This is a genomic window from Streptomyces clavifer, assembly GCF_036345975.1.
GTDB lineage: Bacteria > Actinomycetota > Actinomycetes > Streptomycetales > Streptomycetaceae > Streptomyces > Streptomyces clavifer.
Window position 1 is genome coordinate 5,970,293 of the sequence record NZ_CP107793.1, and the last position, 20,946, is coordinate 5,991,238.

General features: G+C 67.4%; 16 protein-coding genes. 8 read left to right on the plus strand and 8 right to left on the minus strand.

The window, feature by feature from the left end:
• Positions 1-19: 19 nt before the first annotated feature.
• Positions 20-556 (minus strand): helix-turn-helix domain-containing protein, encoded by a 537-nt coding sequence (locus tag OG927_RS25970; RefSeq protein ID WP_124281629.1) that lies wholly within the window; start codon positions 554-556, stop codon positions 20-22.
• Between the two features lie 84 nt (positions 557-640).
• Between OG927_RS25970 and OG927_RS25975 the strand changes: the two genes are divergently transcribed.
• On the plus strand, positions 641-1,495 hold the full coding sequence (locus tag OG927_RS25975; RefSeq protein ID WP_330320867.1) for a class I SAM-dependent methyltransferase: 855 nt from the start codon (positions 641-643) through the stop codon (positions 1,493-1,495).
• Between the two features lie 381 nt (positions 1,496-1,876).
• Here the strand turns inward: OG927_RS25975 and OG927_RS25980 are convergent, their stop codons facing one another.
• The 3 genes from OG927_RS25980 to OG927_RS25990 form a co-directional block, all read right to left on the minus strand.
• The gene (locus OG927_RS25980; RefSeq protein ID WP_330320868.1) at positions 1,877-3,133 is read right to left on the minus strand and encodes a M20 family metallopeptidase; all 1,257 of its coding nucleotides are present in this window, start codon (positions 3,131-3,133) and stop codon (positions 1,877-1,879) included.
• Between the two features lie 238 nt (positions 3,134-3,371).
• Complete coding sequence (locus tag OG927_RS25985; protein ID WP_056789775.1) at positions 3,372-4,028, minus strand: trimeric intracellular cation channel family protein; 657 nt, start codon at positions 4,026-4,028, stop codon at positions 3,372-3,374.
• A 277-nt stretch (positions 4,029-4,305) separates the two neighbouring features.
• Positions 4,306-4,974 (minus strand): alcohol dehydrogenase catalytic domain-containing protein, encoded by a 669-nt coding sequence (locus tag OG927_RS25990; protein ID WP_330320869.1) that lies wholly within the window; start codon positions 4,972-4,974, stop codon positions 4,306-4,308.
• Positions 4,975-5,122: 148 nt separating this feature from the next.
• Between OG927_RS25990 and OG927_RS25995 the strand changes: the two genes are divergently transcribed.
• The 3 genes from OG927_RS25995 to OG927_RS26005 all read left to right on the plus strand — a co-directional run bounded on the left by OG927_RS25995 (position 5,123) and on the right by OG927_RS26005 (position 7,409).
• The gene (locus tag OG927_RS25995) at positions 5,123-5,671 is read left to right on the plus strand and encodes a YceI family protein (RefSeq protein WP_056789843.1); all 549 of its coding nucleotides are present in this window, start codon (positions 5,123-5,125) and stop codon (positions 5,669-5,671) included.
• A gap of 288 nt (positions 5,672-5,959) precedes the next feature.
• Positions 5,960-6,478: an SMI1/KNR4 family protein gene (locus OG927_RS26000; protein WP_330320870.1), complete on the plus strand. Its 519-nt coding sequence runs from the start codon at positions 5,960-5,962 to the stop codon at positions 6,476-6,478.
• Positions 6,479-7,046: 568 nt separating this feature from the next.
• On the plus strand, positions 7,047-7,409 hold the full coding sequence (locus tag OG927_RS26005; protein WP_330320871.1) for a type II toxin-antitoxin system VapC family toxin: 363 nt from the start codon (positions 7,047-7,049) through the stop codon (positions 7,407-7,409).
• A 122-nt stretch (positions 7,410-7,531) separates the two neighbouring features.
• On the opposite strand, the gene OG927_RS26010 is transcribed toward OG927_RS26005, so the two are convergent.
• Positions 7,532-9,292, minus strand: a complete 1,761-nt coding sequence (locus tag OG927_RS26010; protein ID WP_330320872.1) for a hypothetical protein — start codon at positions 9,290-9,292, stop codon at positions 7,532-7,534.
• A 156-nt stretch (positions 9,293-9,448) separates the two neighbouring features.
• On the opposite strand from OG927_RS26010, the gene OG927_RS26015 reads away from it, so the two are divergent.
• Both OG927_RS26015 and OG927_RS26020 read left to right on the plus strand, forming a co-directional pair.
• Complete coding sequence (locus OG927_RS26015) at positions 9,449-9,733, plus strand: hypothetical protein (protein WP_245376677.1); 285 nt, start codon at positions 9,449-9,451, stop codon at positions 9,731-9,733.
• Complete coding sequence (locus OG927_RS26020; protein ID WP_241191714.1) at positions 9,733-10,056, plus strand: hypothetical protein; 324 nt, start codon at positions 9,733-9,735, stop codon at positions 10,054-10,056. Before OG927_RS26015 ends, OG927_RS26020 begins: the two co-directional genes overlap by 1 nt.
• A 1,279-nt stretch (positions 10,057-11,335) precedes the next feature.
• On the opposite strand, the gene OG927_RS26025 is transcribed toward OG927_RS26020, so the two are convergent.
• From OG927_RS26025 to OG927_RS26035, 3 genes are all read right to left on the minus strand, one after another.
• Positions 11,336-11,740: a hypothetical protein gene (locus OG927_RS26025; protein WP_056791702.1), complete on the minus strand. Its 405-nt coding sequence runs from the start codon at positions 11,738-11,740 to the stop codon at positions 11,336-11,338.
• 127 nt (positions 11,741-11,867) lie between these two features.
• Positions 11,868-17,033 carry a DUF6531 domain-containing protein gene (locus OG927_RS26030; protein WP_319712941.1) on the minus strand — a complete coding sequence of 1,722 codons (5,166 nt, stop codon included), beginning with the start codon at positions 17,031-17,033 and terminating at the stop codon, positions 11,868-11,870.
• Between the two features lie 1,235 nt (positions 17,034-18,268).
• Positions 18,269-19,798, minus strand: a complete 1,530-nt coding sequence (locus tag OG927_RS26035; RefSeq protein WP_056791715.1) for a helix-turn-helix domain-containing protein — start codon at positions 19,796-19,798, stop codon at positions 18,269-18,271.
• 149 nt (positions 19,799-19,947) lie between these two features.
• Between OG927_RS26035 and OG927_RS26040 the strand changes: the two genes are divergently transcribed.
• Positions 19,948-20,391 carry a helix-turn-helix transcriptional regulator gene (locus OG927_RS26040; RefSeq protein WP_056792482.1) on the plus strand — a complete coding sequence of 148 codons (444 nt, stop codon included), beginning with the start codon at positions 19,948-19,950 and terminating at the stop codon, positions 20,389-20,391.
• Positions 20,392-20,401: 10 nt separating this feature from the next.
• Positions 20,402-20,812 (plus strand): VOC family protein, encoded by a 411-nt coding sequence (locus tag OG927_RS26045; protein ID WP_056792483.1) that lies wholly within the window; start codon positions 20,402-20,404, stop codon positions 20,810-20,812.
• Positions 20,813-20,946 lie beyond the last annotated feature (134 nt).

Sequence of the window (20,946 nt, forward strand, 5' to 3'; positions counted from 1 at the left end):
TTGACACTTACGGGTCGCCTCAGCTGTGGAGATGGCTACGTTCGCCGTGGTGGTCGAGGATGATCAGGATCTCGGCGGGGCCGCGGTCGCTGCGGAGGGTGTGGGGGGTCATGGTGGAGAACGAGGCGGCCTGGCCGGCCTCGACGCGGATGACGCGTTCGCCGAGGTAGAGGACGACGGTGCCGGACAGCACGGTGAACCAGTCCCTGCCTGGATGGACACCCAGGTCGTCAGAGGTGACGCTGCCCGCCTGGTCGGTGATGCGCATCTTGCCGACGGTCAGCCCCTGGGGGCCGTTGTCCTTGGTGAGGAGCCAGGTGGTCAGGCCGCGGGTCTCGTCGCGGTCCGGCCGGATGACGACATCGGAGTCATCTGAAGACTCGACGAGCTCGTCGAGAGATTTCCCCAGCGCCGCGGAGATGGCAGTGAGCTGGTCGAGGCTGATGCGGCGATGACCGGTCTCAATGCGGCTGAGCTGTGACGGGCTGATGCCCGCACGCGCGGCGAGGTTGTCCAGTGACCAGCCGCGCGCCTTGCGCAGGGACCTGATCCGCATCCTGACGATGGCGTCCAATGTCGATTCTTGCTCCACCGGCAAGAGTCTATGACGCAAGGGCATTGATCGCTTTACCGTCGAAGCATGACCGCACACCATGACACTCACGGCCATATTGGGCACGAGCGGGGCAGCAACTCCGACGTCGCGTTCGCGCAGCTGCTGGAGCTGGACGCGGATGTCCTCGCTTCCTATCTCGCGGAGCTGACCGGCCTGCTCGCCGATCTCATTGACCCCACTCCCGCCCGGGTCCTGGACCTGGGCAGCGGCCCCGGCACCGGCAGCTTCGCCTTGGCCCGCCGGTTCCCGACGGCGCAGGTGACGGCGGTGGACCTCTCTGCGCAGATGCTGCACCGCCTGCGTGAGCAGGCCGCCGTACACGGCGTCACCGACCGGATCAGCACGCTGGAGGCAAACATCGATGAGCCCTGGGATGCGATCGGCGCGAACGGACCGTACGACCTGATCTGGGCCGCCTCCTTTCTGCACCACGTGGCCGACCCCGCCCGCACCCTCGCCCAGACCTTCGAGCAGTTGCGGCCCGGCGGGCTCCTGGCTGTCACCGAGATGGACTTCTTCCCCCTGTACCTGCCCGAGGACGCAGGTGTTGGCCGGCCCGGCCTCGAGGCCCGCCTGCACGCCGCCATGAACACCCAACCGGACCACGAGTGGACTGACCAGCTCGAGAACGCCGGATTCACCGTCGAGAAGCGGCCCTTCGAGATCCGTCTCGACCACGCCCAGGCAGGACCGTCCGTGAACGCCTACGCCCTGGGGTTCTTGGCCAAGCTGCGCTCCCACGCCACCGACCTGCTCAGCGCGGACGACCTGGCGGCTTTGGACATCCTGCTGGACAAAGCACAGCCGAACAGCGTCGCCCACCGTGACGACCTGCGCGTCCACACCACCCGCACCACCTGGATCGCACACCGCCCCTGACCCGCTGGGCGAGCCGCCCCGACGGGCCCCGGCTCGCCCACCCTTGGAAAGGTCGTCGTGCCTCACCGGAATGCACCGCCGGCCGAGACCGGCAGCCTGCGTGTTGCCCCGCTGCGTTGTCGAAGACGGCTCGTCACCGCATCGGGCCGCGGGTGTCCTGTCACGGTAGTGCTGCCATTCCGGCCCCCGGGGCCTCATCCCTGACCGAACGTCGTGCTCCTCGCTCCGGACGACGCCCGGAGTATGTGGCAGTACCTGGCCTGCCGTGACCAGGTACTGCCCATCAGGTCCCATCGCCCGCAGGCGGAGGAAGCCTCGCTCGGCCTGCCGCCCGGAACTTGCGTCGGGTCGGCTTGGGTGCCGGGTACTTCCGGGCTTGTCTCAGCTGCCGAGCCAGGCCAGGGCGGCCACCGTCAGGGTGCTGACGCCGGTGTCCAGGGTCGGCTGGATGACGGGGGCGAAGGCGGCGCTGTGGTTGACCGGGATGTCCTGGGCGACAGTTCCCTTCCTGGCGGCCTCGGCATAGCGTCCCGGATCGATGCCGCCGATCGCCCAATAGGTGAACGGCGCTCCGAATGCCCGGGGAATCTCGCTCATGTCCTCGCTGGCGGTAGGGAGTTCGACGGTGTGGGCGTCGTCGCCGAAGTACGCGGCGAACGCGTCCGCGACGCGCCGGGTCGGCTCCTCGTCGTTGACGGTGGGCGGAAAGGACGAGATCCGCTCGACCTCGGGGGCCCTGGGTGCGTGAGATGCCTGGCACTCGGCGTGGACGATGCGCTCGATCGCGTCCAGGACCTGGGTGCGCGTGGTGTCGTCATAGGTGCGGACGTTGAGCTCGATGACGGCCCGGTCGGGGATGACGTTGGGACCGCTGCCGGCATGAATGCTGCCTACGGTGACCACGGCGGGGGTTGTGGCGGCCAGCTCCCGCGAGACGATGGTCTGCAGGCGCAGGACGATCATGGCGGCCATCACGACGGGATCGACCGCGGCCTGGGGCATGGAGCCGTGCGCCCCTCGGCCGTGCACGGTGATGCGCAGGCTGTCCGCGGCCGACAGAAAGGAACCAGGGCGGGTGCCGACGTAGCCGGCCGGGTAGGGAAGGACGTGCTGGGCCAGCACCACCTCGGGCCGCGGAGACTTCGCGGTCAGACCGTCCTCGATCATGGCGTCGGCGCCGTCGCCGTTCTCCTCCGAAGGCTGGAAGAGCGCCACGAAGGTCCCCTGCCAGGCGTTCCTTCGCCCGGCCAGCAGCTGGGCGCAGCCGATCAGGCAGGTCACGTGCACGTCGTGTCCGCAGGCGTGCATGACCGGTTGCTCGCTGCCTCGGTGGTCGGTGGCCGTCACCGTGGAGGCGTACGGAAGCCCGGTCCGTTCGCGTACCGGGAGGGCGTCCATGTCCGCACGGGCCATGACGACCGGACCGTCGCCGTTTCTGAGAACCCCGATCACGCCCGTGCCTCCCACGCCTTCGGTGACGTCGTAACCGCCGTCCCGCAGCGCGTCCGCCACCTTCCCCGCCGTACGGTGCTCCCGCAGGCCGAGTTCGGGGTGCCTGTGCAGGTCCTGGTAGAGGTCCTCCAGGTCGCCACGGATGGTTTCGAGGTCGGCCAGTACGGTCCGAGCTGGGTCGGCCATGCGGGCGCTCCTTGCGTGGGTGGGACTGGCGTCCGTGCGTACTCCGGCCACGGCACTGATCGGCACCAGGGCGTGGCAAGGCCCTGGTGCACATGAATCCAGCCTAACTACGGCCCCGCCGTAGGCCACCCGGACCGGTGCTGAGCGTGAGGGGGAGGGCGCGGCGGCGCCGCCCACCGTGGCTTGGGCAAAGGATCACATCCCGTTCGGTCGACGGGTGAACCCGGTCGCATTCGGGCTATACGTCGGCTCCGTGTGACTCCTTGCCCCTGCGGGTCTCCGGGGGCTCGGGCGCGTTGAGACCGTAGCGGAGGCCGAGCATTCGGATCAGGAAACAGGCCGCCGCTGCTCCCAGAGCGGCTGGAAGGCCGTAGACGCCCATCTCGACGGTGGCGACGGTCACCGCTGCGCCCACCAGGGCCGGGACGGCATACAGGCCGCTGCGTAGCACCGTCGGGATCTGACGGACGAGCGTGTCGCGGATCGTGCCCCCGCCTACCGCGGTGACCACCCCCAGCAGGATGGCGGGAGCGACGCCCAGCCCGGCGTCCAGTGCCGTGCTCGCGCCGGTGACGGCGAACGTGCTCAACCCGATCGTGTCGAGCACGGTGATCGCCTTCCCGATCCGGCGCAGGTGCCTGCTGAGAGCGAAGGCGATCAACGCACCGAGGGCGGCGAGCGTGTAGTAGCGCCAGTCCAGAAGAGTCGAAGGCGGCAGCGAGCCGATCATGACATCGCGGATGAAGCCGCCGCCCAGCGCGGTGATCATGCCGAGGACGACCACACCGACCACGTCCAGCCGCGCGGCACGCACCGCCAACAGCGCCCCGTTCAGCCCGAACGCGAACGTGCCGGTGAGGTCCAAGGCGAGCAACGGCGTAGGTTCGGAAGTCATACGAGCTGCATACCCCGCGCGGCACACCGGCGTCGCGAAGCGAGAGCCTGTCCCCCACCGGCGGCCGCGGCGTGGCCGGGCCTTGAGAGTGCGATGGGCTGTGGTGGGGGTCGATCACCGTGGGACCGAGCCGGTCGTTGATGCCGGCGCGATGGCGCGTGTGGCTCTTGGCAAGCTCACCGATGGGCCGGCCGCCGGAAGCTTGAGCCATGTCAGGCACGAGTGTGACATGAGAGAACAGGGCCGGTCAGGTGCTGCCCGGCCTCAGCCTGGAGGATCAGTGCGGGCAGGCCGGTGGTTCCAGGGCGAAGTCCACGCCCTCGCCGGTGATCCGCTGGATCTCGGACAGGGCGTCCAGCTCTTTGCCGCTGACCGTGTGCGTCGCCCCGACCTCCAGGGCCAGTTCCGACCGAGAGGGCACCATGTCCACCGCGATGACGGTCGTCGCCCCGGCCACCCGGGCCGCCATCACCGCGCTGAGGCCCACGGTCCCTGCGCCGGTCACGGCGAAGCTGGAGCCGGCGGTGACCTTCAGCGCCCGCAACCCGGTGCCCGCTCCGGTTTGGATCCCGCAGCCGAGCGGGCCGACGAGCTCCAGTGGGGCGTCCTTGCGCACCTTGACCACATTGGACTCGTGGGCGATCGCGTTGCCGGCGAAGGAGGACTGGCCGAAGAAGCGGTCCGAGGGGGCGTCGCCGTCGGACAGGGTGAGGGCATGCGAGCCGTCCTGCCGCCGGCCCGCGAAGTTCATGGCGTTGAAGTTCGCGCAGCTGGCCGAGGAACCGTCCAGGTTGGGGCGGCACCGGCCGCAGGCCAGGAATCTGATGGCCACGTGGTCACCAGGCTGCACCTTCTGCACCGCGGAACCGGCGGCCTCCACGACTCCTGCGCCCTCGTGGCCGAGGACCACGGGCAGCGGCACGAGGTACACCTGACCCCGCGCCACCAGGCAATGGCATCGTGACCGGCGGCCTTACGTAGCCCATCGGGATGACCCCGGGCCGAACGAGCCGCGGCCCTGCCCTCCCGGAGTGCCGGTCCGGCCTAGCGTAAGGAGCCCACTCCCGCGCTGCCCGACGGAGCTCCCCGTGACCATGCCTGCCCTTACCGACCTGACCGGAACGTATGTGCTGGACCCCGTCCACACCCGGATCGGCTTCGTCGCCCGCCACGCGATGATCACCAAGGTACGCGGAGCGTTCCACGAGTTCGAGGGCACTCTCCACCTGGACGGGTCCGACCCGGCCAAGTCGAGAGCGTCGGTCTCCATCCAGGCCGACAGCATCGACACAGGTAACGGCGATCGCGATGGCCACCTGCGTACGAATGACTTCCTGGACGCCCCCAACCACCCCAGGATCACCTTCGCCTCCACCAAGGCCGAGCAGGTGGACGACACCCACTTCAGGCTGACCGGAGACCTGACGATCAAGGGCACCAGCAAGTCGATCAGTATCGACTTCGAGTTCACCGGCGCTGCCCAGGACCCCTTCGGCAACCAGCGGGTGGGCTTCGAGGGTGCCATCACCGTCAGCCGCAAGGACTATGGCCTGACGTGGAACGCCGCTCTTGAAGGCGGCGGTGTTCTGGTCGGGGACAAAGTGGTACTGGAGTTCGACATCTCCGCGATCAAACAGGTCTGACGTACACCGGTGTGAGAGCGGATCAGCTAGTCCCGCTCGGGGGCGGTCGCCTGACGCTCAGACGTACTGTCATGGACGCCCACACGAGCGGCGTCGACCCTCTGCCCGCGACATCGGGCGCGGCGCCTGAACCGCCCGGGCCGTCAGCGAGCTCGGCCTCCTGCCCGGGAACTGGACGCCCGCCCGAAGTGCGGCGGGCATCGCGCTCTGCCGCCCTCCAGTCCACACTGGTACACCGGCGCGCAGGTACGGGATCTGCGAGATATCGCGACCCTGAGGAGTTGAACTGTGCAGATGCGAGAACTCGTCACCCAGGTGGTGGCCGAGCGGGTGAAGGAGTACTTCGCGGATTCGCCGGTGGGTACCAGTCCTCGCCCGGTGATCCGGCCTCCCGCTGAACCCGGGGCGCTGGCAGAACTGGAGCACAGATCCACTCAGTCGCTCGAGGCCGGGTACCGAGAGTTTCTGTTGCTCACGGACGGCTTGGAGGGCTTCCCCCTCCTGCTGCTCGGCTGCCGCGACTGGCAGCCCGGAGGAATGGGCGAGGCCGCTGAGGAATTCCGGAGGACGGTCCTGGACAGCGAGCCGGAGGATGTGGGTGTACCTCCGGGAACACTCCTGTTTCCGGTAGCTGTCAACGGTGACCGCAGCCAGGGCATCTTCCTGATCGATACCGCAGGCCCAGCCGAGGAGCGGTTCTGGTGGACCGGCGAAGGAGACAGCTTCTTTTTTGCGGGGTTTGCCGACGTCCTCGGCTTCCTGACCGACGCGGGTAGCTGCAATCCGAAGCAGTCACTCAGCAGTTGAAGCGGATTCGATAAAGCTGTGCAACCACGTCTGGTCCTGCTCGGGGTGTTCGCTGGTGGTCGGTCGGTCATCACACCAGGGCTCTTGCACAGTCGTCGCGATCTTGTGATGGTGCAGGTCGGTGGGGGTGTGACCGAACATGCCGAAGCCCGGTTGAGGTGAGGGAGATCTCAAGTCCTTTACCAACAACAGGGCTTCGCTGTTTCGTGAGTCTGCCATGCCCGCGCTCGTGCTGTCGTGTTCCGTCACTCCGGACGGTGACGGTGGGATCGAGGCCGTTGACCCGCGTGCCCGTCGGGGGCGACGGTATCCGCTTCTCGCGCTGGTTCGGGCAGCGGTCTGCGCGGTGGCGGCCGGGGCCCGTTCGTATGCGGCGATCGGGCACCGGCTACGGCGGGCGCCGCAGGGCACTCTGGCTCGGCCCGGGTGCCCTGCGGCTTTATGCGGCGCACCGGGGTACGGGTCGAGGTACTTGAGGTACGCCTCCAGGGCCGCCTGGTCGCGGAGGGCGAGGGCAACTGCGGCGGCGCCTATGTGAACGACTGTCACAACTGCCGGGTGGGGCAGCTTGGCTCGCCGCCGATGTCGACAACTTGTCAGCGCCGACGGCCACGCGATACAGCGTTCCGGCGTCGTCTTCCGGCGTTCGGACATCATCCGGGTCGAACTGCACCAGGAGATCGCGGAGGAAGCCCGTCGCCTGGCACTGCGCTACCGGCTGGACTCCCACGACGCGGTTCACCTGGTCACTGCGCTGGACGAGGGATGTGAAAGATTCATCACGCTCGACGAGAACCTGTTCGATCAGCTCGCCGATGTGGACCTGGGGCTGCTGGTCGAGGTTCCTTCCGCTGAGCGGGAAGGGCAGACAAGCCTCCCGATCCCCGGCCAGCAGCGGCTCAGGGTGATCACCGGAGTGGGATCCGGGTAGAACCCGTCCGGTTCGGTGCTACAGGGGTGCATGTGTCATACCGCTCGGCCGCTCTTCCCGGCCGAGCGGTATGACGGCCAACTCGCCCTTACCGCACCGACGCCCCTGGCCTGCTCGGCATCTCAGGTCGCGGCCGCGGGTTCGGTCGGTTGTGCAGTCCTCGTGCCAGTGCTCTCGCCCTTCGTGCCCGCCTCGATGGAGGCGAAGGGCCGCCGTTGAAGCGCATCGCGTTCGACGTCCGGGATCGTCATCGACTCGGCGAGCGCTGCGGCGAGCGCGTCCACCTGCGTGGTGTCGATGTCGGTGTGGAAGATCCACCGGATGTTCTCGTCACGCGTGATGAGATCGATTGCCAAGCGCGCGCTCTTGTCCTGTGTGGTCGCTGCTCGGACGTATCGCACTCGGTCGATCGGGATGTCCTGACGGATTTCGGCCTGCTCAAGGAATGCGCTCGTCTTGGCCGTGATGATGCGGCGATCCGTGACGGCGACCAGTGTCTTCGCCTCGGCCTTGTCCTTCGATGCCACCAACATCTCCATCGCTCCGCCGAAGATCGCGGAAATCGAACCAGGGCCATCGAGCTGGTCGGGGAAGCCGAGGACGCGCAGGGTCTCCTCGTCGTCGAGGAACCATCGCAGGATGCGAAGGTACGGCTTGAGATCCAGCGACTCGGGTGCGCAGACGGCACCCGGAGCCTTGAGTGGAGGGGCCGGCGGATGGAGCACATCGGCAAGAGGCTGGATTGCCTCCAGAAGACGGGCGGAGGTTTGGCGGGCTGCCTTCGCGTCCTTCCGCTTCCCCGTGAGTGACTGTGCCAGTGTGTCGCGTCCGGGGAGCTCGGCCATGCGCAGCTCCCGTGTCAGTGAGTCGACGAGGCGCTTCGTGTCGGCGAGAGCGGAGTCGAACTCCGTGCGTGTGTCGCGCACGATGACGTCGACGAGCCGTGCCTCGCCGGCGTCATCGCGGGCGGCGTCTCTCGCCTTGCCGACTTGGAGCGCTTTGTACCCGGTCCAAGCCTTGAGGGAGTCCAGCAGGGCGAAGGAGTCGAAGAAGATGGCCTCGGCGTTCGTCTGGAGGTACTCACGGCGCCGACGCGCATCGTTCCGATCGATCTTCCCGACGTGACCGCCGACGTTCCGCCGGAACAGGTCGAGCTGCTTACGCAGCGACGCTTCAGTACCCGCGACGCTTTCCCACAACGAGGCTGGGACCGATTCGATCTCTCGCGCCTGGTCAATCGCGCGATCGATCGTGGCGACGAGCCCTGTCAGTTCGGCCCTCTGCTCGTTGCTGATGCTCGTGAGTACCTGGCCCGTCAGCTCGACGTTGGTCCTGACGAGGCCCGTGACCTCACTCAGCTGCATCTGAAGGGCGATCATGGCCAGCGCCGGCCCGATCGAGGCAGCGGTCTTCGCCGCGCTCACCGTCCTGACAGGGATGAGGCGGGCCTGAGCGAAGAAGCGGCCCCCGAACATCACTGCTCCGAGGTTCGCGCCGTCCTTCACCGCGAGCGTCGCGCCGGCATTCAGCAGGGCCTGTGTTGCGTCGCTGATCCTGTAGAGCCCCTGCGCGTCGGCGAGCGCGCTTGCGAGGTTTCCGGCCACGGTCGCCGTGTTTCCGATCGCGGCGAGGACTGCGGAGATCTGCTTGCGGTCGGCGCTCGACACGAGCCCGAAGTCGAGCAGATCGGGATTGAGTTCCGCCGGGACCTTACCGAAGACGACGGCAATTCCCGGCAGTACTTCCGCCAGGACCGTCGACTCCGTCGTCGAGTCGATGCCTGAGTCGGGTGTCGGACCGTCCACGACGGGTGAGTCGGCGGCATCGCTCCGTCCGTTCTCCTCCGGCTCGGCGTTCTCCATCGAGTCCGGAGAATCCTGCATGCGATGTCCTCCCGCGGGGGCCTGCAACGGCCGGACGCCGTCACCGTGCACTGCCGAAGTGTACGGCTCAACGCCTCACGACCGAGGCCGAATTCCCCGGGTGAGGATGAAACGTCCTTCGGGCCCATTGCGATCCAGGTCCGACGAGGCGCTGAAGTGCTCGGATACGATCCGGACAACCTCACCGAACACCAGCGCTCGGTTGTGGAGGAGTCGCTTCAGGACCCGGGACAGAACATCTTCATCGCGTCCGAGTATCTGGCCCAGCTCAAGGCGGAGAGTGAGTTCGTCGACGTGCCCGCGGAGGAGATGACACCCGCCCAGTACCAGGAACTTGCCGCGCGGTACAACGGTGGGCCCTATTGGGAGGGAAGCGACGCTCAGGCATACGGCCGGGGTTTCGACAACGACCTCTCCAACGCAAGGGAGGCGATGCGCTGATGTCCGACCGCATGGAAATCAGGCACGCGACCGAGGATGACGGGTGCCTGCGCTGGGTAATGGCCGTGCCTCTAGGGATTCTGCACCTGCTCGCGGCCGGTCTCTGCTACTCGGCGTGGACGATCCGCCCGTCGGGAGCCTGGGACAAGGACGCATACGGCGCCATCACACTGCTGTGCTTTCTCACCATCGCAGTCAGCGTCATCGCTCTGGTCATCACAGTGGCCCCTCCCACGGTGCGACGCGCGATGGGCCCCTGGTGGCTGGCGCCGTCGCTGATCATCAGCGTGCTTGCAACCGTCCGGTGGATTATGGGGGCCTGAGGGTCGGGTCGTGCCACCTCCGTGCCGAAACTGCGGCTCCCGTGACAGGTACTTCAGCCAGGGCCAGCGCGACTCGTGCCACCTCGGCGCCCCGATGCATCCCGGGGCGTGCCGTAGCTGCCTGGCTTGGGGCGTCCATCGCGCCCACAGCTGGTACTGCTGGAGCTGTTGCTGGTGGGCAACCCCCTATCCGACAGGCCGGATGCATGGTGTGCGGCTTCCACACGACGATCGGCGATGCCGGAATGTGCCGCCTGTACAGCGTGGAAGGACGCCGCGTGAAGGAACCCGGCCGGGCGGTCGGCCTCGCAGCGGTCAGCCGCCACGGCCAACAGCTCTACCTGGCCAACGTGCACCACACCTACTTGCCGCGTGGCAAACGACACCGCTCGCACGGCGGCCGACACCCGGCTGGCCCGGACGTTACGGCGAGTGCTCCCGCGAGGTGGGCGCAGGCTCATCCCGTGACACGGTGCCCGTCGAGGAGGAAGGAGCCGCGCCCGCGTGGTGCGGGTCCTCTTCTGCGTGGCTTGGTGGTCAGCCGGAGGAGTCGGATGCGGCGCCGGACCTCAGGCTGCGTCGCGAGGCTGGAGGCATCGGGCAGATAGCGGTTCGCCTCGCCGACCATACGCGGTCGGCACGACGCGACCGACATCCGACGTTGCGAAGTCGCTTCGACGACAACTCTGCGTGAAGGCTGATGGCTCATCAGGTCTGCCTGACGCCCCGTCAATTATTTAAGATCATCTTGCACGTGCGTTGCACAAGGTGCTGAAAAACAACGGTGCTCAATGGAGAGCTGTAAATGGTAAGTGTTCGCAGTTCAGCTGGCATATTGAGGTGGCGTGCCCCTTGCTCATCAGGGGCACGCCACCCCGCCGGTCAGATGTCCCGGAAGGGACCGCGCAGTGCCATGACCTGCGGCGATACCTGGTTGCAGAGCGTTGACCTGCGTGAATCTTCTTTCAGGTGTCTTCTGCGCGTGCACATTGATGCGGCCGAAAGTCCCAGAAAAGTCCCAGCGGCCCTGCCGCCCGCGACCCGCTCTCCGGGCTACATGCGGGCCTTGGCTCTGAGCCGTCGCTGGGGTCCGCCAAACGAACGTTTGGCGGACCCCCGCTGCGCGTTCGTCATGTCCGGGGTGCAGTGCTGTTTGCGGCCAGGCCAGTCCGGCAGCGTTCCCGTACAGCAGGCATCCTGCAACAACTTCCGGCAGCGATGTCGGACAAGGGGCGTGAGGTGCCCGTGGGGGTGGCAGATGGAACAGGCTCGTTCCCACTCAGCCCTGCGTACGAAGCGATTCGAAGAAATCATCGATCTCCAAAATTTCCGCATCGCTGAGATGGGGGACGCTCCACTGCATCCTCGCACCGTGCTCCATGAATCCAGAAGGGAGCCCCGTCCTGTAGGTCTCCACGTACTCGGCAGTGTCGCGACGCCAGTAGTAGGTGCCGTCACTGTGAAGGGCGGACCCACCCATCACGCCGAACTTTTTGCCCACGACATCCTCCGTATATCCCATGAGGGCGATGATCACGGGAGCTCTTCTCAGGTATTCCGCTACGCGCGAGCAGTCGTGTACGGGCATCTGTCCGGAGAGTTTCTTGATGCCCTCCGCATTAACGCTGAAGCGGGACTGGCTGGAGATACTGCTGAAAAACCCGAGAGGGGTGACCTGGCGCATGTGACGGCTTCCTGAGCAGGACCGCGTGAGGCGGTGATAGGTATACTTATACTGGTGCGTAAGGGTGCGCACGGCTTTCGTTCCGGACGCACCCTTACGGATAATCCGGAGCTGTTTTCGGAGAATTCTACCTCGGGTCGCCCTGGCCCCCCTCAGGCCACTCGCGAACCTTTCCGGTCCGAGGGTGGAGATCTACCTGATGACCGCTCGCGTTTCTCACTTCCACGCCACCCAGAGCCTTGGAGAGTTCACCGGCCGCCTTGCAAGCGCCGTGACAGGTGACCAACTGAATGGGGCCTCCGTTGTAATGCGGATTTTCTCTGACCAGTTCGGCGATCTGCTGCGGGTGGGTTATCTTGCCGTCAACGATGAATTCTCCCTGTTCGTTGCCGTGCACAATGACGTCGTGCCCGTAGTCGCCCTTGGACCGCAGCAGATTCTGAATCGTGTTCGTATCGTCTCCGATTGCCGTGGCGGTCCTTGTGTAGCGGACGCTTCCGCCGGCCCAGGTGAACGACGAGGCAGGTGGAACCCCCATCACGGTGGCTCCAGCCGCACCACGAGGCGATGCCGCCGCCTTGCGCCACCCGGTCAGTCCTCCGAGTCCCGTGACGGCGAGCTGTTGGGTCAGCTCTTCGGCTGCTTCGGCGTAGAGGTCGGCGAGTGCGTCGCAGCCTTGTTGGCGGAGCATGTATTCGGCGCGGTAGAGGCGGTAGGCGGGGCGTACGGGGAGGTACTTGTCGAGGAAGGCGCCGGCGCCGCCGTTCTCGCCGGTGAAGGCGTCCTGCGCGTCACCGAGGAACACGAACGGTGACTTGACGACGTCGACGAAGGCGTCACCGAAGATGCCCAGCACGTCGCCGATGCCGTCGACGCTGTCGTTCGGGTCTTCGGGGGTCCGGCCGCTGGGGTCGGTGAGCAGGGTGGGCTTGTTGTCGGCGTAGGCGTACGGGGACACGTGGGGAGTCGAGGCACTGCGCGCAGCTGGGTCGGTGCTGGTGAAGCGGCCGGTGGCGGGGTTGTACTGGCGGGCGTGGAGGTCGATGTTGCCGGTGGTGGCCTCGTAGCGGGCGCCGGTGTAGGTGGGCGTGCTCGCGGGGGCGCCTCCGGTGACGGTGCCCAGGACGCGGGTGCCGTATGGGTCGTAGGCCCAGCGCTGGTGGAGGGTGCCGGTGCTACTGGTGACGTCGAGCGGGGAGCCCTGGGTGTCGTGGTGGTAGTAGAACACCGCACCCGCGCCGGTCTTGGTGGCTGCGGGCTGGCCGAGGGGGTCGTAGCGGTACGACTGCTTGACGGTCCAGGCGCTGTCGTACTCGGTAGCGAGGATCGGCAGGGGTGCGTTGGGGTCCCACTGGGTCCGGCTGGTGACCGCGCCGTCCTTGAGCGTGGCGACCTGGTTGCCGCTGGCGTCATGGTCGTAGGCGTAGTTGGCACCTGCGACGGTGGCGGCGGAGATCTGTCCGGCCAGGTCGTAGATGAAGGTGTCGGCGCCGGCCTTTGTCTGGTTGCCTTCCGCGTCGTACTCGTACGCGGTGGTGGTGGCCCCGGCGGTGGTGGAGGTGAGCTGGTCGGCGGCATCGTAGGCGTAGCTGGTGGACGTGGCGCCGAGGGTGGAGGTCAGACGGTTGCCGACCTTGTCATAGGTGTAGGACGTGGTGCGGGTCGCGGCGCAGCCGGTGACCCAGGGCTGGGGGTAGCAGCCGGCGGTGATGCGGCCCGCGGTGTCGTAGGTCTGGTCGTAGCCGCCGGTGCCGACTCCGGCCCGCGTGACGTCGACGCGGGTGGGCAGGCCGGCCGCCGAGAGGGTCAGGGCGGTCTTGGTGACTGTCGTGCCCGCCTTGGCGGAGGTGACGGCGGTGACGCGGCCCGCCCGGTCGTAGGTGCGTTCCTCGGTCTCCGTGTTGGGCAGTGCCGTCTTGGTGAGGTTGCCCGCCGCGTCGGAGGTGTAGGTGGTGGTGGCGCCGTCGGCCGTCATCGTGGCGGTGCGGCCGTCGTTGTCGTAGGTGTAGCCGACGGTGTTGCCGTCGGAGTACTTGCGGGTGAGCATCTGCCCGGCGGCGTCGTAGGTGTAGGCGAAGCCGCGGGTCTTGGTGAGGTCGCCGACCGCGTTGTAGACGAAGTCCTCGGAGATCTTCGCGTTGGCGCGGGCGGTCATCTGCCCGGCGTCGTCGTAGCCGAGGGTGACGTCCGGCGTGGAGTCCGAGTAGTCGATCTTGGTGACCAGGCCGCGGACGTCATACGTCCGGGTGGTTGAGCCGCGGGGCGTCGTCACCTTTACCGGATTGCTGTCCGCGTCGTACGCGTACGTCGTCGCCCTGTCCAGGGGGTCGGTGACCGACGTCAGGCGGTGCGCGGCGTCATGACCGTAGGTGGTGACGTGGTTGTTGGCGTCGGTGCGACCGGTCATATTGCCGACCGCGTCGTAGCCGTAGGTGGTGGCCGCGCCGCCGGGGGCGGTGACGGTGGTCAGTTGGTCGAGCTTGTTGTAGCTGTAGGTGGTGGCGCGCTGGTCGGCGTCCGTGCTTCGGGTGACGTTGCCCGCGGCGTCGTACTCGGTTCTGGTCACGTTGCCGAGGGGGTCGGTGACGGTGGTCGGGTTGCCCGACGGGTCGTAGTCGTAGGTGGTGGTGTACTGGGCGGGGGAGGCGCCGGTGACGTTGCCTCGCGGGTCGACGGCGGTGGCCTGGCGGCCGTCGTCGTCGTAGGTCCAGCTTTCCTTGTTGCCCAGGGGCGAGGTGCTGCTGAGCAGGTTCCCGTCGGCGTCGTAGGTGTAGGTGCTGGTCTTGCTCAGCTGGTTGGTGCTGCTGGTCAGCCGATTGTTCTTGTCGTAGACCGAAAGGGTCGTCTTGCCTGCGGCGTCGGTGACCTTGGTGACGTTGTCGTTGGCGTCGTACGTGTAGGCGGTGGTGTGGCCCAGCTGGTTGGTGTTCACCAGCGGCCGGTTGATCGCGTCGTAGGTCGTGGTGGTGAACGCGCCGGTGGGGCCGGTGACCTTGGTGCTGTTGCCTGCGGCGTCGTAGGCGTAGTTGGTGGTGTGGGCGGCCGGGTCGTTGCCTGTGGCGTTGCCGCGCGGGGAGACGCTGGTGAGCAGGCGGCCCACCTTGTCGTAGGTGTAGGTGGTCTTGTTGCCGGCGGCGTCCGTCTCGGAGGCGAGGTGTCCGGCGGCGCTGTAGGTGCGGGTGACGAACTTGCCCGCCGGGTCTGTCGTTCGCGTCAGGTGCCCGACATCGTCGTAGGCGAATGCCGTGGTGTCGCCCTCAGGGTTCTTCGCGGTGAGGAGCTGCTCCGCGCCGTTGTACGTGTAGGCCGTGGTACGGCCCAGTGGGTCGGTGGCCGAGCTGAGTAGACCTCGCCCGTCGTAGGCGTACGTCGTCGTGAAGGCGGCGGGGTCAGCGCCGGTGACGTTGCCGCGCGGGTCCGTCTTGGTCAGGATCCGCCCGGCCGCGTCGTAGGTGAACGTCGCCTTCTCACCCAGGGGCGTGGTCACCGACGTGCGGTTCCCGGCCGTGTCGTAGCCGTAGGTGGTGACCTTGCCCCGTGGCGTCTTTACGGTCTGGATGGCGCCGAGCGTCGTGTACGTGTAGACGGTGGTGCCGCCGAGCGGGTCGGTGGTTGTCGTCAGCTGGTTGGACGTGTTGTACGCGTACGTGGTCTTGTTGCTGCGGCCGTCGGTGTGGCTGGTGATGTTGCCCGACGCGTCGTACGTCCAGATCTCCTTGTAGCCGAGCCCTGAGGGCGAACTGCGCGTCAGCATCCGGCCGGCGCTGTCGTACGTCATCGACGTGGTGTGGCCGCGTTGGTCGGTGATGCCCACGGGCCGCAGATTGCGGTCGTAGTCGTAGGTGATGCTCTTGCCGTACGGGTCGATGGTCGACATGAGGACGTTGCCGGAGTACACGTCGGTCCACACGCCGCCGTCGGGCGCCGTGGTGTGCGACTCGCGACGGCCGTCCCAGGTGAAGGTGGTCGTCTTGGTGTTCTGGTCGGTCTGGGAAGTGATCCGGCCTGCGGTGTCGTAGGTGTTGCTGACCTTGCCGCCTGCGGGGTCGGTGTAGGACGACAGCCGCTTGTTCGCGTCATACGTGTAGGAAGAGGTCTTTCCGGCGGGGTCGGTCACCGAGGTCAGCAGACCACCGGTGTAGCCGTAGGACACCGAGGTCGTGTCCGGCAGGGCCACCTTGGTCAGCAGCCCGTCCGCGCCGACCGTGAGGGTCGTCGTGCGTCCGGCGGCGTCCTTGACGGAGGCGAGCTTGCCGGACACGTACGTCAGGTTCAGCCCCTTCCCTGCCTTGTCCACGACGGAAACGAGCTGACCACCGCTGGTGAAGGTCCGCTTGGTGTGGTCGGGCGTGGTCAGCATGTAGTCGCTGGTGCCTTTGACCAGCTTGGCTGCCGACCCGGCCGGGGCTTTGTACGTCCCGTCGCCGTTCTGCGTGAACACGAACGACGCCCCGTCGTCCGCCCGGTAGGTGACCTTTCCCGTCGCAACCGTGAGCTTCGAGTCGAACGGTGTCGCCCAGCCGCGTCCCAGCAGGCCCGCTGCGGTCGAGTCGGAACGGTACGTGCGTTCCAGGGCGAGGGGCACACCTGGGCCGACCAGGGAGGCGTCGGTGAGCTGTTCGAAGAACATGCCGGTCGCCGTGTTGACCGGGTCGGCACGGTGGGCTTGGGCGTAGCAGGTGCAGATGCCCGCCTGCGCCCCAGGGATGTCGGGCGTGTAGAAGGCTTCCACCAGGGGAGAGGTGGTTCCACCCGGACTCGACGACCCGTCCGTGCCGGTGAGGAAGATCCAGGCGTAGTACTTCTTGCCGTCCTCGAGATGCCCCCCGAGCGTGCTGCCGCTCCACCAGAAGCACTGGTCGGCGGGGTAGGCGTTGCCCGGCCACCATCCGTAGCACCAGGCGCCGTTGTCGAGGTAGCGGCCCGAAGGGTCACCGGTGGAGCGCTTGATCTCCTGCTGGAGGACGAAGTTCCCGGCCTCGTCGCGGACGTAGAGCCACATCCCGGATACCGAGGAAGCCGTCGTGCCCGTTGGTAGCTGCAGTTGCCCGCCGATCGACAACATCGCCGGGTAAGCAGTGGCGTACGCGCTGACCCACGTGGGATTCCCTGTTGCCTGTGCGCCGAACGGAGTTGCCGATCTGTTTGCGGCCGGGCCTCGGTCGGCAGGTTCGGTGGGGCGGGGGTGCGGTGTGCCGGACGGCTTTTCTGCGCGCGGGGCGATGTAGTTGTGCATGGGCGACAGCTCGCCCCGGTCCCGCTTCACCTGCTGGCGTCTCTCGGCCAGCGTCATGGCCTTGGGCGGCTTCGGGAGATCCGAAGCGGTTCTCGCCGCGGCCGTCCGTATGGCAGCCGATGGGGGTATGGAGGTCTGTTGGCCTCCGGGGGATGCCCAGGAGGGGATGACCCCTGCGACAGCCAGGAGAGCCAGAGCCAGGAGTGTCGTGAGGAGTCTTCGCGCTTGTGTGCGCACAGTGCATCACCCGTGAGTAAGTCGTGAACAGAGTCGGGGTGATGCTTGATCCAAAAGCGGATCGAACTAACGCACGGCCGTGGATGGGGCTGGATCCCGACGTGACGCACCGAACGGCGCCTGGAGTGTCCCCTGGTCGCGCGGTCGGCCAGTCGCCTCGGGATGGGCGATTGGCGTGAACACGCCGCCCTGCCCTGGAGGCGGTAGTTGAACACCCGGAGGGCAGTCGGCCAAGCCTTGGTTTCTGTTTGGAGGCCAGCGTGATTGTGGCGACTGTGGGGGAGTGAAGGTGCGCCTCGTTCGCGGACCTTGCTTGCTGTCGACGTGCGGGAGTGGAGCCTTCAGTGGCGCTGTTGGCTTCGCGGACCATGATCGGCCGGGTGCTGGCCACTGTCGTCGGTGACGCCCTCGACCGAGGGTCGGCGCCTACCTCGCGGCCCGGCGGGAGGCGGCCGAGGACAGGGCCGGACCGCACCGAACCATGGCCTTTGACGGCAGGCGCTGAAGGGGTCGGCCTATCTGGCCGCTACCCACAGGCGCCTGCTTTCCGCGGTCACCCACCATCGCGTCGTAACCTCGCCCAGGCGGAGGCCGGGCCGGGAATGGGGTTCTCCCGGTACGGCGCGAAGTCGTTGGCGTCCGTGCCAGAGAAGTTCCTCCGCGCGGGTGCGGAGTGTCGTCGGCCGGCGGGCATGGCCCATGACGTTGTCCGGACAGATGGCGGGGCATGACAGATGAGCTGGCGTCCGGAGCCGACGGGGGCGGACCCGATGGGTGACATGGCTTTGGCAGCCTGTTCGCCGGCTGTCGGCGTTGACGCTCCAGGTAGCCACACGTAGGACGGCGAGCTGAGAAATGGTCTCTGACCTGGGCTTTTCCATCAAGCGCTCAGGCCGACATGTTTGCGATGGCTCATCGCGTGAAGAGCCCGGTGCACGGAGGCCATCGCTCCTGGTTCAAAGTCCCAGAAAAGTCCCAGGGACTCCGTCACACCCCGCCTCGACTCGCATTTGTGCAGGTCAGAAGGGGTGTGGCGGTGCCATTTTTGCAGGCTTTCAGATGTCCCGGAAGATCTCGATCTGCGCCCCCACCGAGTTGAGCCGCTCCGCCAGCTCCTCGTACCCCCGGTTGATCACGTACACGTTGCGCAGTACGGACGTCCCCTCGGCCGCCATCATCGCCAGCAGCACCACCACCGCCGGCCGCAGCGCGGGCGGGCACATCATCTCGGCGGCGCGCCAGCGGGTCGGGCCCTCGACCAGGACCCGGTGCGGGTCCAGGAGTTGCAGTCGGCCGCCGAGACGGTTGAGATCGGTGAGGTAGATGGCACGGTTGTCGTAGACCCAGTCGTGGATCAGGGTCTTGCCGTGCGCGGAGGCCGCGATGGCCGCGAAGAACGGCACGTTGTCGATGTTGAGCCCGGGGAACGGCATCGGGTGGATCTTGTCGATGGGCGCCTCCAGTTTGGAGGGCCGTACGGTCAGGTCCACCAGCCGGGTGCGGCCGTTGTCGGCGGCGTACTCCGCCGTGCGGTCGCAGTCGACGCCCATCTCCTCCAGGACCGCGAGCTCGATCTCCAGGAACTCGATGGGGACCCGGCGGATCGTCAGCTCGGATTCCGTCACAACGGCGGCGGCCAGCAGGCTCATCGCCTCGACCGGGTCCTCCGAGGGGGAGTAGTCGACGTCCACGTCGATCTCCGGCACACCGTGCACGGTGAGGGTCGTCGTGCCGACCCCGTCCACCGTGACGCCGAGTGCCTCCAGGAAGAAGCACAGGTCCTGGACCATGTAGTTGGAGGAGGCGTTGCGGATGACGGTCGTGCCGTCGTGGCGGGCGGCTGCCAGCAGGGCGTTCTCGGTCACGGTGTCGCCGCGCTCGGTCAGGACGATGGGGCGGCCGGGCCGGACCTCGTGGTCGACCTGCGCGTGGTAGAGCCCGTCGGTCGCGGCGATCTCCAGGCCGAAGCGGCGCAGGGCGATCATGTGCGGCTCGATCGTGCGGGTGCCGAGGTCGCAGCCCCCCGCGTACGGCAGGGTGAACCGGTCCAGTCGGTGCAGCAGCGGGCCGAGGAACATGATGATCGACCGGGTCCTGCGCGCGGCGTCGGCGTCGATGGACTCCAGGTCGAGCTCGGCGGGCGGAAGGATTTCCAGGTCGACACCGTCGTTGATCCAACGGGTGCGCACACCGATGGAGTTGAGGACCTCCAGGAGGCGGAAGACCTCCTCGATGCGGGCCACTCGGCGCAGTACGGTGCGGCCCTTGTTGAGCAGCGAGCCGCAGAGCAGGGCGACGCAGGCGTTCTTGCTCGTCTTGACGTCGATGGAGCCGGACAGCCGTCGCCCGCCGACCACCCGCAGGTGCATGGGGCCGGCGTAGCCGATGGATACGATCTCACTGTCGAGGGCCTCGCCGATACGGGCGATCATCTCAAGGCTGATGTTCTGGTTACCGCGCTCGATGCGGTTGACGGCACTCTGACTGGTCGAGAGCGCCTCGGCAAGCTGTGACTGTGTCCAGCCCCGGTGCTGACGGGCGTCACGGATGAGCTTGCCGATACGGGCGAGGTAGTCGTCTTCCATGCCCAAACGCTATCTCAGATATGAGATGAAGGCCGCGCTGGGGTGTGCCGTTCGAGTGATGGTCGGGTGTGGACCGGCGGGAGACCCGGCGGGCGGGCGGTCCTGAGGATCAGCTGCCGGGCGGCCCGGCGCACCGTACGCTTTCGTACGTGACCAGCAGACCCACCGCGGAGCAGCGTCTGAGCGACCTCGTGCGACTGCGTCGGATCCGTGACCGCATCGACCGGGAGTACGCGCAGCCGCTGGACGTCGAGGCGCTCGCCCGGGGCGAGCACATGTCGGCCGGGCACCTCAGCCGTGAGTTCCGCCAAGCGTACGGCGAGTCGCCGTACGGCTATCTGATGACGCGGCGCATCGAGCGCGCGATGACGCTGCTGCGGCGTGGCGACCTCAGCGTGACCGAGGTCTGCTTCGAGGTCGGCTGCTCGTCGCTGGGCACGTTCAGCACCCGGTTCACGGAGCTGGTCGGGATGCCGCCCAGCACCTACCGGCGGGAGGCCGCGGCCGCGACGCAGGGCATGCCGTCATGCCTCGCGAAACAGGTGACGCGACCGATCAGGAATCGAGAAGCGCGGCCATCGGGCCGAAGCTAGCGTGCATCCCATGGACCTCACGATTCACTCCACCTTCCTCCCGCACGACGACGCCGACGCCGCCCTGGCCTTCTACCGCGACACGCTCGGCTTCGAAGTCCGCAACGACGTCGCCTACGGCGGCATGCGCTGGATCACGGTCGGCCCCGTCGGCCGGCCCGACACGTCCATCGTCCTGACACCGCCCGCCGTCGACCCGGGCATCACGGACGACGAGCGCCGCACCGTCGTCGACATGATGGCCAAGGGCACCTATGGACACATCATCCTGGGCACCTCCGACCTCGACGGCACCTTCGAGCGGCTGCGGGCCGGCGGCGCCGACGTCGTCCAGGAGCCGACCGAGCAGCCGTATGGTGTGCGCGACTGCGCGTTCCGCGATCCCGCGGGCAACCTCGTCCGCTTCAACGAGCTCCGCTGAGCCGTCCACCGGCCCCGGTCGTCGCGTGCGGCCGAGGCCACCTCGTCGCGTGCGCCCCGCCCGAGGCCACCGCCACCGGAGCGGCGAGCCGGACCGCAACGGCCGATGCCGCGGTCCTGCGCCACCCCGGAGCC

Excerpts from the sequence above, each read along its gene's own strand:
- OG927_RS25970 (WP_124281629.1), bottom strand. The coding sequence starts at position 556 with ATGCGGATCAGGTCCCTGCGCAAGGCGCGCGGCTGGTCACTGGACAAC.
- OG927_RS25975 (WP_330320867.1), top strand. The coding sequence starts at position 641 with ATGACCGCACACCATGACACTCACGGCCATATTGGGCACGAGCGGGGC.
- OG927_RS25980 (WP_330320868.1), bottom strand. The coding sequence starts at position 3,133 with ATGGCCGACCCAGCTCGGACCGTACTGGCCGACCTCGAAACCATCCGT.
- OG927_RS25985 (WP_056789775.1), bottom strand. The coding sequence starts at position 4,028 with ATGACTTCCGAACCTACGCCGTTGCTCGCCTTGGACCTCACCGGCACG.
- OG927_RS25995 (WP_056789843.1), top strand. The coding sequence starts at position 5,123 with ATGCCTGCCCTTACCGACCTGACCGGAACGTATGTGCTGGACCCCGTC.
- OG927_RS26010 (WP_330320872.1), bottom strand. The coding sequence starts at position 9,292 with ATGCAGGATTCTCCGGACTCGATGGAGAACGCCGAGCCGGAGGAGAAC.
- OG927_RS26020 (WP_241191714.1), top strand. The coding sequence starts at position 9,733 with ATGTCCGACCGCATGGAAATCAGGCACGCGACCGAGGATGACGGGTGC.
- OG927_RS26025 (WP_056791702.1), bottom strand. The coding sequence starts at position 11,740 with ATGCGCCAGGTCACCCCTCTCGGGTTTTTCAGCAGTATCTCCAGCCAG.
- OG927_RS26030 (WP_319712941.1), bottom strand. The coding sequence starts at position 17,033 with ATGACGCTGGCCGAGAGACGCCAGCAGGTGAAGCGGGACCGGGGCGAG.
- OG927_RS26035 (WP_056791715.1), bottom strand. The coding sequence starts at position 19,798 with ATGGAAGACGACTACCTCGCCCGTATCGGCAAGCTCATCCGTGACGCC.
- OG927_RS26045 (WP_056792483.1), top strand. The coding sequence starts at position 20,402 with ATGGACCTCACGATTCACTCCACCTTCCTCCCGCACGACGACGCCGAC.